We start from the raw sequence: 13,002 nt of genomic DNA on the forward strand, positions 1-13,002 counted from the left end.
TCCTTAGGGGGAACTCGGATGAATTTCAAGCTGGCAGTCATTGGACATGCTTCCTCTGTAGAGGAAATAGAGGAAATCGTCACACACAAGTTCACCAATATTGATGTGTACAAAATCGAATTCAATAATGACGAGGATGTAGACAGGGCCCTCGCCGAATTGAAGAAAATCATCCATATCTGCAATGGAATCCTTTACACCAGAAAAGAGCCCTATAAGCTTCTCTCGAGCAGAATCGAACATCATAATACCGTCCGATATGTGGATATCGATACTTCCAACTTCATTCACAGCCTGCTGCGGGCGTCCTACCATTTCGGAGTTGACATCAGACGAGCCAGTGTAGACACGCTTGACTATGCTTCCATCATGAGCGCCTATAAATCTCTTGGCATACCAGCAGAGGGGGTAAGCCCGCAAATCGTACAGATCGATACCAATTCCAGTCATTTCGTACAGCGAGCCAAAGAAGAACACCTGAAAAACTACGAAAGCGGGCTCAGTGAGTTTTGCACAACCAACATGCGCCAGGTCAGCGACTACCTGACCGAAAAAAAGGTCCCCTGTGTCTTGATCGCTCCCAGCACAGATACGTACATCTATGAAATTCGCCGCATTCTCCTGAGCCATAAACTGAAAAAACTGAACGAAAACAACATTGCCTGCGTCTGCATCTCTGTCAGTCCCCGTGACGACTTTTACGTGTTTCATAATACCGTTCTGCAAGAAGTGCTGGAGCTTAACAAAATTGCTGAGAAAATCGCGATCTTCGCGCAAAAGATCGACGGTGCTCTCATCACCGTCAGCAATGTCGAATACGTCTTGATGTGCAACAGCTCCAATCTCGAATTTGCAACAGACAATTTCGCTCGGATCGATATACTGACGAGTGTATACACAAATACAGCACACGTACTCAGTATCGGAATTGGCTACGGCGAGACTGTTAAGATGGCAAAGGCTAATGCAGTCATAGGCATGCATAACGCGAAAATGGAGGGTGGCAACAGAGCGTACGTCGTATACAGCCCAGACGAAATACTGGGACCGATCGAGCCAAATGAAACGAATGACGTCAACCCCACGATCTTTGACATGCATCTGGTGCAGATTGCAGAGACCTCTGGGCTTAGTATTAACACAATATTTAAAATAGATTGTTTAGTAAAACAAAAAAACAAGCGCAACTTTACTTCCGTTGAGCTCTCGGAGCAGCTCGGGGTCAGCGTACGAACGGCCAACCGAATTATCGTTAAGCTGGAACATTGCGGCTATATCGTAGAAGTCGGCCGGCATGTGATTCACGAGAGAGGTCGCCCCAGCCGTGTCGTGCGGCTGTTGTTTTGATTGAAAAGTATACTGAAAGCAAAAAAGGCCTACTGTCTCTTTACCAGACAGTAGGCCTTCATCGATGCAAACTCTTACGCTTCCAGTGGTTGATGAACCAGTTGATGATCCGTTTTTCGAATCTCGATTTTTCGTATGCGATGCTTTTCTTTCTTGCGGATCGTAAAGACCAGCTTATCGTACTGCCACTGGACCCCTTCCTTGAGCGTCGGATTCTGACTGTATAGCCAGCCACCGATGGTATCCAGTTTGTCTTCATCGATATGAACATCCAGCAGATCGTTCACCTCGGAAAGGAGTACCTTCCCGTCTACAATCACATGATTTTTTTGCTCCATGATCTCGATCTCGGCTTTTTCTTCATTATCAAATTCATCCCGGATCTCACCTACGATTTCCTCAAGAATGTCTTCAATGGTCACCATCCCCGAGGTTCCGCCATACTCATCCACCAGAATCGCGATGTGCGTCCCTTGCTTTTGCATTTTCTTCAACAGGTCCTTTACCGGCATGGCTTCGGAAACTGTGAGAAACGGACGAATGAGCGTGGCGATGTCCAAATTCGGATTGTCTGCGTACTGGAGGAAAAATTCCTTGGTGTGAATCATCCCGACGATATGATCCTTGTTCTGCGAGACAACGGGAAAGCGAGTATATTGCTCATCTTTTATGATTCGCAAATTTTGTTCAAGCGGGTATTCCAGGTGCAGGCAGCTCATATCTGTTCGCGGCACCATGATCTCGCGGGCCAGCAATTCGTCAAACGCAAAGATGTTGCGAACATATCCATACTCGGATTGATTGATCTTTCCGCTTTGGTAGCTCTCAGCCAAAATGATCCGCAATTCTTCCTCTGAATGGCTTTCCTCATGTTCCTTGGTAGGCTTCATACCGAATGAACGGACAAGGATCGCTGCTGATCCGTTGAGCAGCCAGATGGCAGGATACATGAGCTTGTAAAACCAAATGATCGGTTTCGCACAAAGCATGCTTACAGCCTCTGCCTTTTGGATCGCTACGGTTTTGGGAGCTAATTCCCCCACCACCACGTGCAGAAAGGTAACGATGGAGTAGGCGATCACAAACGACAAGATCGCAACGACTTGTTCAGGCAAAAACGGCTGCAGAACGGGGCCAAGTATCGTTTCAACCGTGGGTTTCCCCAAAACCCCCAATCCGATGGCAGTCAGTGTAATCCCCAGTTGACACGCGGACAAATATCCATCCAGGTTACTGATTACTTTCTGAACGGCAAGCGCGTTCTTCCGTCCTTCCATGACCAATTGGTCGACACGACTTGGACGGAGCTTTACAATAGCAAATTCCGTAGCTACGAAGAAAGCAGTAGCAACGATCAAAAAAGCGATCAGCAACAAATTGATGGTCAGCAATCGTCTATCCCCTCTTCATTTTGGCTCTATACGTTCATTGTACGAAACCTCACATATACATATCAACGTTCACTTATATGCGTTTTCATCGATTTTGTTACAATGATATCTCGTATTTTGCCAAATAGAGCTTCGAGGAGGGATTGTTTTTTACGTTCCGCAATAGGTGCGATACGCACAATTCGAATCCGCTGGCAAGGTAGCATACTCTTCCTGTTCGGGGGAATACGCGAAGGGATCGGACAGCACATCCAAAAGCCGCTCCATCACACGGTAGTCCCCTTGATTCACCGCAGCTTCCAAAGCTTCTTCTACCCGATGGTTGCGCGGAATGATCGCGGGATTACTGCTTTGCATCAATTGCTGTGCAGCAGCTTTTGATTCCTGCTGACTGGCAAGTCTCGCCTGCCATCTCTCATTCCACTCGGTAAATTCTGCCGTTCCATACATGACCGTATCCTCTGGTTTACCCAGTGTGAATGCGCGGAACGTATTGGTATAATCCGCCTGATACTTGTGCATCATGCTGAGCAGGTCTTCTACAAGGGATTGATCCTGTTCTTCCTCGTGAAAAAGCCCCAGCTTTGCTCTCATTCCAGCTAGCGAATACTGCTTATAGAGATCGGAAAAACGGGAGAGCTCTTCTTCTGCCAGCTCGATTGCTTTCTTTTCGTTTTCATGAAGCAATGGCAAAAGGGTTTCCGCAAATCTGGCGAGATTCCACACCCCGATATACGGCTGATTGCCATAGGCATAACGGCCCTGCGTGTCGATGGAACTGAATACCGTGGCCGGATCATAGACATCCATGAAGGCGCACGGACCGTAGTCGATGGTCTCGCCGCTGATCGTCATGTTGTCGGTGTTCATCACCCCGTGTATAAAGCCGACGAGCTGCCACTTGGAGATCAGCATCGCCTGCCGTTTGATTACCTCCTGAAGCAGTTTGAGATATCGGTTCTCTTCCTCCTCCAGCTCCGGAAAATGCCGATGCAAGGCATAGTCCGCAAGCGCACGGAGTTCCTCGGGTGTCCCCCATCTGGCCGCGTACTGAAAGGTGCCGACACGCAAATGGCTGGCTGCCACACGAGTCAGGATGGCACCGGGCAGCTCTGTCTCGCGAATGATAGACTCACCGGTCAGCGCTACGGCAAGGCTGCGGGTGGTCGGAATCCCCAGCTCATGCATGGCTTCGCTGATGATGTATTCCCGAAGCATCGGTCCCAGTGCCGCCCGTCCGTCCCCACGGCGGGAGTACGGTGTCCTGCCTGAGCCTTTCAGCTGGATGTCAAATCGTTGCCCGCTCGGTGCGATTTGTTCGCCCAGCAAAATGGCCCGTCCGTCCCCCAGCATGGTAAAATGCCCGAATTGATGACCCGCATACGCTTGAGCCAAGGGCATAGCCTGGTCGGGTATCTTATTGCCCGCAAATACTTCTACGCCCTCCTCGCTTTGCAGAGCCTGAATGTTCAACCCCAAGGATGCTGCAAGCGAAGCATTCAGAATGACCAAATCCGGCTCGCTTACCGGTGTAGGGTTCTGTTTTGTAAAAAAAGTCTCCGGTAGACGGGCGTAACTATTGTCAAAGTTCCAGCCTGCCTCATGTATCGCTTTATTTTCTGTCATGGGATCACCTTGTTCTTTTGACTTATGGTAAAGTTTGTACTACTGCTCATCCATTATACCCTTTCCTCATGGGGTTCCTTCTATCATTTCCTGACATTTCACGACAATTCTCATCGAATTCGCTGGTACGTTTTCTTTCCATTTGGAATATTTTCTTTCCAAAATAGATGGCAATATCGCAAAACATCTCGTGATAGCGGCTTTTTCCCTGTTGGCATGCATGATGCATGTATGCGCTTACAACATCATTTCACGAGGTGATTCCCGAATGAACAACCGTCAAACCAAGAAAAAGCACGGCCTTTCCACAACAGCGATTCACGCTGGCCATAAGAGCGATGTACAAACCGGCTCATTGACTACTCCCATTTATCAAACTTCTACCTTTGTTTTTTCCTCTGTCGAAGAAGGAGCCAGACGCTTTGCTGGTGTAGAGGCTGGTTACGTCTATTCTAGACTTGGCAACCCCACGGTACAGGTATTGGAAGAAAAAGTGGCTGCCTTGGAAAAAGCAGAAGCAGGTCTGGCCTTTGCCTCAGGAATGGCAGCGGTATCCTCGGTCCTCATGGCTCTGGTTCAAACAGGCGATCATATACTCGGAACCAAAGGTCTTTACGGCTGTACGTATGGCTTGCTGAATCTGATGAAAGACCGTTTTCATGTGGACTATACGCTATGTGACATGACGGATGAGGACGCAATCCGCGCAAAACTTCGGCCGACCACTAGGGTTATCTATGTGGAAACGCCGATCAATCCGACCATGAAGCTGGTTGACTTGCAGCTTGTCGCGAAAGTTGCCAAAGAAGCAGGCGCATATGTCGTCGTTGACAACACCTTCCTGTCGCCTTATTTACAGCGCCCCATCGAGCATGGCTGCGATCTCGTGATACACAGCGCCACGAAGTATATTGGCGGACACGGTGATGTCATCGCTGGCATCGCGGTTGGCCCCAAACCTATTTTGGACACGATACGCATGACTACGCTAAAAGATATGGGCGGTATTCTGGCACCCTTTGACGCCTATCTGCTGATCCGAGGACTGAAAACCTTGGGTGTACGGATGGAGCGCCATTGTGAAAACGGAATGAGAGTAGCGGAATTTCTGCATCACCATCCCAAGGTAGCAGCCGTGTACTACCCGGGATTGCGCCATTTTTCCCAGCACAATCTCGCCTGCAGGCAAATGGACGGCTTTGGGGGAATTCTTTCCTTCGAGTTAAAGGGCGGCCTGGAATCGGGTATTCGCATGATGAACCACGTTCAACTATGCAAAAGAGCCGTGAGCCTCGGTGATGTGGACTCTCTGATCCAGCATCCTGCTTCGATGACTCACTCTGTCATCCCCCCGGAGGAAAGAGCTGAAATGGGCATTACAGATGGACTGATTCGTTTGTCGGTCGGCATCGAGGATGTGGAGGATATAATCGACGATTTGGACATGGCCCTCTCCCAGGCCTGAGTTTAGGCGCCCGGTACATATCGTATCGGGCTTTTCTTTGCTATGATGAAGATACAGGTACAAGGAGAATCATGGGTTAGGTGGGATTGCTCTGCGGGGGATTACTTTAGAGATCAAGGGCGTAAATCGAGTTGGCATTACTCATGAAGTCATTGCGTGCTTAGCCGTCAACCAGATAGACATCATCGGCATGGAAGTTCGGCCTCATTATATTTATGTCAAAATTCCTTCGGTGCCAGCGGAAGCGATCGCAGCAATGATCGAGATGATTGCACAGGTGGCAGGCGTCGAACAGGCGAAGATCGTCCCATGCCTCCCTGCCGAGGAACGCGAAAATCGAATTCATACGATTCTGACTACTGTTTCGGAAGGAATTCTGCTGCTGGACGAACACCTGCGCGTCACTGCGGTTAACCGTGCAGCTCAGATCATGCTGCAAATGGAACCCAGTCAGTTGCTGCACAACTCCATCGAGCAGCTGTGGGGCGAGGCTGCATCGGAAATAAGGCGATGCATGCAGGAAGCGATTGATCTTCCGAGTGTTCAAGTACATTTGTCGGCAGCTCAAAAAAGCCCGATGACCTTCGTTTGCAGCTATCACCCTATCATTCCAGCTGAAAAAGGACAGCAACAAGGCGTCGTCATCGTGCTGCGGGACAGAAAACAGATGCAGGAACTACTCTCTTCTGTACAAAAAAGCGAGTTGTTTACGTTTGAGGATATCATACAGCAGAGTGCGAACATGAGATCTTGCATCGAGACGGCAAAACGTGTAGCCAAGAGTGATGCAACGGTCTTTTTGCAAGGAGAAAGCGGTACTGGAAAAGAGCTGTTTGCCAAAGCCATTCATTTTGAAAGCCATCGCGCTGCAGGCCCATTTGTTCCGATCAACTGTGCTGCCATTCCGGATACTTTATTGGAAAGCGAGCTTTTCGGATATGAGCAAGGGGCATTTACAGGCGCCCTGAAAAGCGGCAAGCGCGGATTATTTGAAATCGCCCAAGGAGGAACGCTCTTTCTCGATGAAATCGGGGATCTCCCCCTGCATCTGCAAGCAAAGCTTTTGCGGGTTTTGGAGGAACGCAAAGTGCGCCGGGTGGGCGCGAGCCAAGCGAATCCGATTGATGTGCGAATCATCACAGCGACCAATCGGAATTTAGCCGAGATGACGAGCAAGGGACATTTTCGCGAAGACCTGTACTATCGTTTGCATGTCATCCCCATTCATATTCCGCCACTCCGAGAACGGATTCATGACATCCCGATGCTCGCGCAGTTTTTCATGCAAAAAATATCACGGATCTCCAATCGGCCCAACATGCTGTTGTCCCACTCTGCCATTCGTGCGTTGCAAGCCCATCATTGGCCGGGAAACGTGCGAGAGCTGCAAAATGTACTGGAGCGCGCAGTCTACCTTTGCCCTGGAAATGAAATTTTGGCGGAGCATCTATTTCTTGATCTTCAGCAAGAAACATTTGAACATCACGATCATATCCCGACGTCCTCCCATCTTCTCCGCGAGCAGATGGATTCCTATGAAAAAGCCCTTTTACGCCGTGCATTGGAGAAGCACTCATCCATTCGGCAAACGGCAGCCTATCTGGGTATCAGCCATACGGCGGTATTGCAAAAAATGAAAAAGCATGGGTTGTAGACTGTGGCTCACCAAACATAAGAGTACGTTTTCACGGAAATAGTTTGTAGTATTCTTCTGCTGTCAGTGCAAAGTACTTGCTGCTTACACCGTCGTGTTCCCTTTTACAAACATACTTGAGTCCGATTTTCTCAGCTACCCGCACGGATGGTCTATTGCGGGAATCGATATCTGCGACAATCCGAGCTACTTTCACTGTTTGAAAGGCGTGCTCAAGTATTACACAGGCGGCCTCGGTCGCGTAGCCCTTGCCCCACGCAAGACGGTTTAGCCGCCAACCGATTTCGATCTGAGGCTCCATCTCCTCGGTGGGAATCAACAGAATCCAGCCGACGAACCGAGTTGGCTCGTCCTTTTCAAAGATTGACCAATAACCCAATCCATCGCCCCAGGATTTTTGGAGCCTCTCTGATAGAAATTGTCTATGCATAGCTGGATCATGCCACGGCCCCCGGATATACTTGGTCACCTCGGGGTCTCGATCCATCTCATAGCAAGCATCAAAATCAGCCATGACACGAGGCCTAAGGGATAGGCGTTGTGTCTCAAAATTTGGCAACATTCGTACTCCTCCATGGGTGCTGAGGTATGTTCAGTCGGTCGTGCTTGCTTTTCCTTTATTAACGATATAAATCGCATGTCCCAATGCAGCCTCCGCCGCTTCCAGCCACCCTTCTGTCAAGGTGGGGTGCGGATGCATGGTCAGCGCTATATCCTCCACACGTGCTGCCATTTCCAGGGCGAGAACTCCTTCGCCTATGAGATTGGAAGCGTCCGCGCCTACGACGTGCAGCCCTAGCAAAACATGTGTCTGTGCATCCACAATCACTTCGGCAAACCCTTCTGTTTCATTTGTCGCCAGCGCACGTCCGTTTGCGCGGAATGGGAACGTCCCGACTTTTACCTCATGCCCCTGCAGCTGCGCTTCCTCGCGGGTGTACCCGACTCCTGCAATCTGCGGATCAGAAAAAATCACATACGGAACATGTGGGGAATCGATCGCGCTGGGCAAACCGCCAATCACTTCTGCGGCCACAATCCCTTGCTTGGAAGCACGGTGGGCGAGAGCTGGTCCCGGGGTCACATCGCCAATGGCGTAGATATGGGGGACTTGTGTGCGACACTTGCTGTCTACGGCGATATACCCCTTCTCATCTGTCGTGATGCCCGCTCGATCTAGACCGATACCCTGTGTATTCGGCACTCTGCCGATGGTGACCAGTGCTTTGTCGCTAAAAAGGATTTCTCCTACCTGCAATTCCGAGGACAGATGAAGATGGACTTCTCTTTCTTCGATGCTGGCCTTTTCCACGCGAGTAGAGGTTTTGATCGTGATTCGCAGCTTTTTTGCCTTGCGCTCCACTTCTCGTACCAGATGGCCAGCCACCTGCGGCAATATACGGTCTGCCAATTCGATGATCGTGACCTGCGAGCCCATTTTGGCATAGGCCATTCCCAATTCTACACCAATATAGCCGCCTCCGATAATCGCCAATCTCTCGGGGATCTGAACCAACGCAAGAGCAGAGGTGGAATCCAGAATGTATTCCCCGTCCACCTCTAAAAAAGGCGGGATAAAGGGTCTCGATCCCGTTGCAATTATGGCTTCCTTGAACTTATAGGTCTCGAAATCACCGCCGGTCTCCACCCCGATGCGATCCTCCGATAGAAAAGCAGCGTGGCCTGTCACCACTGTCACACCGTTCTCTTTGCATAGATGTGCGATCCCCTGGTTTAGTTGCGAGACAATACTTTCTTTCCACATTTGCCATGTTCCGAGGTCGACCGTTGCCTCTTTCTCCGGGAGATGGATTCCCATTTTTCTGAAGTGAGTAAATCCGTGAAATTGCTCCGCTGTATGAATCAAAGCCTTGGACGGAATACATCCCCGGTTGAGACATACTCCGCCCAACTGATCCTTTTCGATCAACACAACCGACTTGCCCAATTGCCCCAGGCGAATCGCAGCGGCATATCCGCCAGGGCCACCTCCGATTACGACCACATCTGTCTCTACTGCTACTTCGCCTACTACCATCTATCTCAACTCCGCGAATAATAGATTGGGATTCTCCAGCAATTCCTTGATCCGGTTCGTAAAACGGACGGCAGTGACGCCATCGATCAGGCGATGGTCGAAGCTTAAAGACATGTTCATCATCAGACGTATCACACCTTCCCAATTCCGAACAACCATGCGAGGCTCCATCTTGTGCAGAGCCAGAATCGCCACTTCTGGATGGTTGATGATCGGTGTGGCCTGCAACCCGCCTATTGGACCTACGTTGCTGATCGTAAAGGTGCCGCCGCTGATTTGATCAAGAGTCAATTTGCCTTCCCTCGCCAGAAATGACAGTTGGCTGATTTCGGCCGCGAGCTCCAGAATTGTTTTTTGATCGGCATGCTTGATGACGGGTACGATGAGTCCATCTTCGGTATCTGTCGCGATCCCAATGTGATAGTAATGCTTGAGGACGATTTCATTCGTCTCGTCATCGATCGAAGCATTCAGCGTTGGGAATTCTTTCAGGGCTATGACAATCGCTTTGATAAAGAAGGGAAGGAACGTCAGCTTGATATTCTTTCGATCGGCATATTCCTTGATCCGGTCTCTCCATTCCTTTACAGCGTCCATTTCCAGTTCATCCACATGGGTTACATGCGGGATGATTGTAGCTGATTTGGTCAAATGTTCGGCTATTTTTTTGCGGATCCCCTTCAAAGGAATTCGCTCTTCTGATTCTCCCAAAAGCAACGGTTTCACAGATGCCGCCTCTGTTTTTGCCTCCTGCTCTTTTGGACGATTATCTGGAGTCGGACCCGCTTTCTTTCGCTCCGCGTACTGAATCAGATCGGACTCCACTACTCTTCCCGCGGGTCCTGTACCGGCCACATCATCCAGATCGATCGACATTTCCCTCGCCATTTGACGGACATACGGTGTTGCAAGTGCCCGTGCTTGTCTCGGAGCAGCAGGAGGTACTGCTGCGGGCTTCTTCTCTTCCTCTCCTTCTGGTTGGATCACGTAGAGGGTAGCCCCCACTTCCACCGTGTCCCCTACCGCGAAGAACATCTTGTTTACAACTCCTGTAGCGGGTGACGTCAATTCAGCATTTACTTTGTCCGTTTGTACCTCCACGACGGGCTGATCCCGCGTGACGAAGTCTCCTTCTTTTACCAGCCATCTGGTAATTTCCCCTTCATGCATGCCTTCGCCTACATCAGGGAGCTTGAATTCCACCATGCTACTCCCTCCTTTTGGTCCTTGAGTCGATTAAAAAGAAAGCGTTTCCACAATTCCGCGTTGAACGCGCTCCACTGTCGGCAAATAGGCATCTTCTACAGAAAACTGCGGTACGGGTATGTCAAAGCCGGTCACTCGCTTCACCGGTGCCTTCAGATAGATCAATGCCTCGTCGTTGATCAAAGACACGATCTCTGCACCCAAGCCGGCTGTCCGATGAGCCTCATGAACAATGATGGCACGGCCCGTTTTTTTCACAGATGAAAGGATCGTATCCCGATCCAGCGGATAAAGCGTGCGAAGATCGACGACTTCACATTTCCAGCCCTGTTCTTCTTCTATTTTTTTGGCTGCCTGCATGGCTTCACGCAGCATGGCGCCCCAAGCAAAAATCGTCACATCGTCTCCCTCCGAAACGACCTTGGCTTTCCCGAGAGGCACGCGGTATATTTCTTCCGGGACATCTTCTTTAAAGGCGCGATACAGCTTGGTCGGCTCCAGGAAAAGGACCGGATCACGGTCTTCCATGGCGGCGATCAACAGACCTTTGGCGTCATAAGGATTGCTCGGAGCAACGACCTTCAGTCCAGGGGTATGCGCAAAATAGGTTTCCACGCTTTCTGAGTGAAGCTCGGGACCGCGTATGCCGGCACCATAAGGCGTGCGAATCACCATTGGCACCTCAAACTGCCCGCGTGTACGATAGCGCATCCTCGCTGCATGGGAGACGATCTGCTCAAAACCCGGATAGATAAAGGCGAGAAACTGAATCTCCACTACCGGAATCATCCCATTCATTGCCAGTCCGATGGCAGAACCAATGATTCCGGCCTCTGCCAGCGGGGTATCCACTACTCGTTCAGGCCCATACTTTTCCACCAAGCCTTCTGTTGCCCGAAAGACCCCGCCATTGATGCCAATATCTTCTCCCAGAAGCATGACGCGGGGATCTTGGGCAAGCATCTGATCCATGGCTTCCGTAATGGCTTGAATCATTGTCAATTTTCTGCTCATGAGATCTTCACGTCCTTCTTGAAGAATGAACGGCACTCTTCCTGCTGCTCGCGGATGTTCCATGGCATTTCGGCGTATACGTGCTCAAACATGCCAACCGGATCTGCCTTTGGATAACGTTCTGCCTTTTCCAGATGCAAATCGATTTGCTCGTTCATCTGCGCAAGCCATTGCTCCTCCAGCTTCTCATTCCAGATGCCCCTTTTTTGCAGCAGCTTTTGCAGGCGTGCCAGCGGATCGCGTTTTTCCCGCCACTCCTGGGAAAGTGTCTCCTGATCGCGGTATTTCTTCGGATCATCTGCTGTGGTGTGGGCGCCGTAGCGGAAGGTGATCGCTTCGATCAAGGTTGGTCCTTCCCCGCGCAGGCCCCTCTCGACAGCTTCCTTCACCATCAAATAGACTGCAAAAATATCGTTTCCGTCCACGCGAATACCCGGAATATCATATGCTGCGGCGCGCTGGGCAATCGTTTTGGAAGCGGACTGCTTTTCAAAAGGAACGCTGATCGCGTAGCCGTTATTCTGGCAAAAGAAGATGGTCGGCGTTTTAAAGACACCTGCAAAGTTCAAAGCCTCATGAAAATCGCCTTCCGATGTCGCTCCGTCCCCGAAATAGGCGATGCTGGCCGTTTTTTCACCTTTTCGCTTGCTTGCCCATGCGGTGCCGACTGCGTGGACCATTTGCGTTGCGATGGGAACACATGGCGGCATGATTCGCTTGCCTTCAGGGCAGATCGAGCCTTCAACATGGCCCATCCAGTACAGGAAGATGCGATACAAATCCTGTCCATGGACGATAGCCGCTGCATGATCGCGGTAGGTCGGGAACATCCAGTCCCCTGGCGAGAGCGCCAAAGCGCTGCCTACCTGGGATGCTTCCTGACCTTCAAAAGGCGCGTACGTACCCATTCTTCCCTGGCGTTGCAGGTTTACGGATTTGCGGTCAAACAGCCGGACCAAAAGCATCTTTTCGTACATGTGAAGCATCAAGGAATCATCGATCTTTCCATCCAGGGATGAAAGCAGATCACCCTGCTCTGACAACACCTGGTACATGTCCGCACTGATTGTGGTTTCGTCGAAGGATTTTCTCTGGTTCTCAGAATAAACCATCATGTCAGTCACCCCTTATCAAAATGTAGGATTAGAGTGAGTGTTCCAATTTTTCTGTATACGCTTTCATGATAAAACAAGACAAGGTGGGAATGACATGATAAAATGAATAGAATACGAGCGTTTCTCATTACAATATGAATCATTAC

At 50.2% G+C, this 13,002-nt stretch carries 10 protein-coding genes; 3 read left to right on the forward strand and 7 right to left on the reverse strand.

Features of this window, described 5'->3' with window-relative positions; translation table 11 throughout:
* The first annotated feature begins 18 nt into the window (after window positions 1-18).
* The gene (locus tag T458_RS30125; protein WP_023554193.1) at window positions 19-1,347 is read left to right on the forward strand and encodes a helix-turn-helix domain-containing protein; all 1,329 of its coding nucleotides are present in this window, start codon (window positions 19-21) and stop codon (window positions 1,345-1,347) included.
* 74 nt (window positions 1,348-1,421) lie between these two features.
* Here T458_RS30125 and T458_RS30130 read toward each other — a convergent pair whose 3' ends face one another.
* Both T458_RS30130 and T458_RS30135 read right to left on the reverse strand, forming a co-directional pair.
* Entirely contained in the window at window positions 1,422-2,738 is a 1,317-nt protein-coding gene (locus tag T458_RS30130; RefSeq protein WP_023554194.1) for a hemolysin family protein, read from the reverse strand.
* 150 nt (window positions 2,739-2,888) lie between these two features.
* Window positions 2,889-4,364: a protein adenylyltransferase SelO gene (locus tag T458_RS30135; RefSeq protein ID WP_023554195.1), complete on the reverse strand. Its 1,476-nt coding sequence runs from the start codon at window positions 4,362-4,364 to the stop codon at window positions 2,889-2,891.
* Window positions 4,365-4,632: 268 nt separating this feature from the next.
* On the opposite strand from T458_RS30135, the gene megL reads away from it, so the two are divergent.
* Window positions 4,633-5,829 carry a methionine gamma-lyase gene (megL, locus tag T458_RS30140; protein ID WP_023554196.1) on the forward strand — a complete coding sequence of 399 codons (1,197 nt, stop codon included), beginning with the start codon at window positions 4,633-4,635 and terminating at the stop codon, window positions 5,827-5,829.
* Between the two features lie 190 nt (window positions 5,830-6,019).
* A complete protein-coding gene (locus T458_RS30145; RefSeq protein ID WP_023554197.1) occupies window positions 6,020-7,483 on the forward strand; it encodes a sigma-54 interaction domain-containing protein in 1,464 nt (487 codons plus the stop codon).
* 31 nt (window positions 7,484-7,514) lie between these two features.
* Here T458_RS30145 and T458_RS30150 read toward each other — a convergent pair whose 3' ends face one another.
* From T458_RS30150 to pdhA, 5 genes are read right to left on the reverse strand one after another with little or no spacing between them, the layout of a single operon-like run.
* Window positions 7,515-8,045, reverse strand: coding sequence for a GNAT family N-acetyltransferase (locus T458_RS30150; RefSeq protein ID WP_023554198.1), 531 nt, complete (start codon window positions 8,043-8,045; stop codon window positions 7,515-7,517).
* A gap of 30 nt (window positions 8,046-8,075) precedes the next feature.
* On the reverse strand, window positions 8,076-9,521 hold the full coding sequence (gene lpdA / locus T458_RS30155) for a dihydrolipoyl dehydrogenase (RefSeq protein ID WP_023554199.1): 1,446 nt from the start codon (window positions 9,519-9,521) through the stop codon (window positions 8,076-8,078).
* Window positions 9,522-10,727, reverse strand: coding sequence for a dihydrolipoamide acetyltransferase family protein (locus tag T458_RS30160; RefSeq protein WP_023554200.1), 1,206 nt, complete (start codon window positions 10,725-10,727; stop codon window positions 9,522-9,524).
* A gap of 30 nt (window positions 10,728-10,757) precedes the next feature.
* A complete protein-coding gene (locus T458_RS30165; RefSeq protein WP_023554201.1) occupies window positions 10,758-11,741 on the reverse strand; it encodes an alpha-ketoacid dehydrogenase subunit beta in 984 nt (327 codons plus the stop codon).
* Window positions 11,738-12,853, reverse strand: coding sequence for a pyruvate dehydrogenase (acetyl-transferring) E1 component subunit alpha (pdhA, locus tag T458_RS30170; protein WP_144083833.1), 1,116 nt, complete (start codon window positions 12,851-12,853; stop codon window positions 11,738-11,740). The genes T458_RS30165 and pdhA overlap by 4 nt, the downstream gene beginning before the upstream one ends.
* Window positions 12,854-13,002 lie beyond the last annotated feature (149 nt).

The organism is Brevibacillus panacihumi W25 (assembly GCF_000503775.1).
In the GTDB taxonomy this organism is placed as follows: Bacteria; Bacillota; Bacilli; order Brevibacillales; family Brevibacillaceae; genus Brevibacillus; species Brevibacillus panacihumi_A.

Excerpts from the sequence above, each read along its gene's own strand:
- T458_RS30125 (WP_023554193.1), top strand. The coding sequence starts at position 19 with ATGAATTTCAAGCTGGCAGTCATTGGACATGCTTCCTCTGTAGAGGAA.
- T458_RS30135 (WP_023554195.1), bottom strand. The coding sequence starts at position 4,364 with ATGACAGAAAATAAAGCGATACATGAGGCAGGCTGGAACTTTGACAAT.
- megL (WP_023554196.1), top strand. The coding sequence starts at position 4,633 with ATGAACAACCGTCAAACCAAGAAAAAGCACGGCCTTTCCACAACAGCG.
- T458_RS30145 (WP_023554197.1), top strand. The coding sequence starts at position 6,020 with ATGGAAGTTCGGCCTCATTATATTTATGTCAAAATTCCTTCGGTGCCA.
- T458_RS30150 (WP_023554198.1), bottom strand. The coding sequence starts at position 8,045 with ATGTTGCCAAATTTTGAGACACAACGCCTATCCCTTAGGCCTCGTGTC.
- lpdA (WP_023554199.1), bottom strand. The coding sequence starts at position 9,521 with ATGGTAGTAGGCGAAGTAGCAGTAGAGACAGATGTGGTCGTAATCGGA.
- T458_RS30160 (WP_023554200.1), bottom strand. The coding sequence starts at position 10,727 with ATGGTGGAATTCAAGCTCCCTGATGTAGGCGAAGGCATGCATGAAGGG.
- T458_RS30165 (WP_023554201.1), bottom strand. The coding sequence starts at position 11,741 with ATGAGCAGAAAATTGACAATGATTCAAGCCATTACGGAAGCCATGGAT.
- pdhA (WP_144083833.1), bottom strand. The coding sequence starts at position 12,853 with ATGGTTTATTCTGAGAACCAGAGAAAATCCTTCGACGAAACCACAATC.